General features: G+C 59.2%; 1 protein-coding gene. It reads left to right on the forward strand.

The features are described from left to right. The first annotated feature begins 521 nt into the window (after positions 1-521). Complete coding sequence (locus AC0L3A_RS40695; protein ID WP_354129572.1) at positions 522-818, forward strand: hypothetical protein; 297 nt, start codon at positions 522-524, stop codon at positions 816-818. Positions 819-1,030: the final 212 nt, after the last annotated feature.

The raw sequence follows: 1,030 nt of genomic DNA on the forward strand, positions 1-1,030 counted from the left end.
GGCGGGGGTGGGCGGCGGCCGTGCCCTGCGCCGTCGCATGCCGACGCGCCCGTCACCGGTCGTATCGACGAGACACCGAACTTCATCGAGCGCTGCAAGCGCGATTGCTCAAGATTGCGCCTCGCGCGAGCGAGCTAAGTCATTGGCGCTACTCGACACTTAGAGTCGCAAAGACGCCTGCAGGGCAGGCATTCCTTGTATGGTGATGCGCGATTTCAAAACCCGACAAAAGCGATGAAATCGACAAATGCGCAAATCAGTTCAAGCGCTCAGCTGTCTGGTTTAACGTATTAGACTTTTATCGACAAAATTCTCGTTGCTGATTTTTCAACTGAGCTCATCCTGATCGCGGGTCGAAAGCCCGAAACACTAGCCGATAGCCAATCCGGTGAGCGGCAATCACAAATCTTGTCCAGGGGCCGCGCGCGTATGTCCAAGGCGCACGCCCAAAGGTGCGCGGGGCCGCCTAGTGTCGGTCATTTCGCCCCTGGACTCGCATCTTGCTCGAAAGGCAAAACACTATGCGCAGCTCAATCGCCCTCCGAACCTCGACGAATCCTAATGACCTCGGCGCCCTGCTCGCTCGCCGCGGGACGGACCTGATCCTGGCCATCGAAGACGATAATGCCTTGATTCGGTGCCACGTGAGCTCAGCGATCGCCGCAGCTATGCTGGCGCCGCTCAAAGGCAATGCCGCCGGCCAGTTCCGCCCCCTCCCCGGCAACCTGGTCGAAATCGACGCCGCCGTGACCTTGGCTGCAGCGATGAAAATGTTGGAGGCAAAGGCCACCGCGGAAAGGCGGCCGCACTTGAACTGAAAAGAGCGGTCCTGGGCGGCGTAAAAGCCGTTCGACGGGCCTAGAGTTGGCGCTCGTGCTTCCCCGGTGCTTCCCCGAGGGTAGCGCGGGCGCAATGAACGTAAAAAGGAGAAGAAATGTCGCCGCAGTTTCAAAGGTGAGCGACCCGAGACATAGGTGACAGTTCGTACCGGACACATGGGTTACACTTTCCGCTTTTGTTCTGCGGGAGG

The organism is Bradyrhizobium sp. MI1.3, from assembly GCF_055811695.1.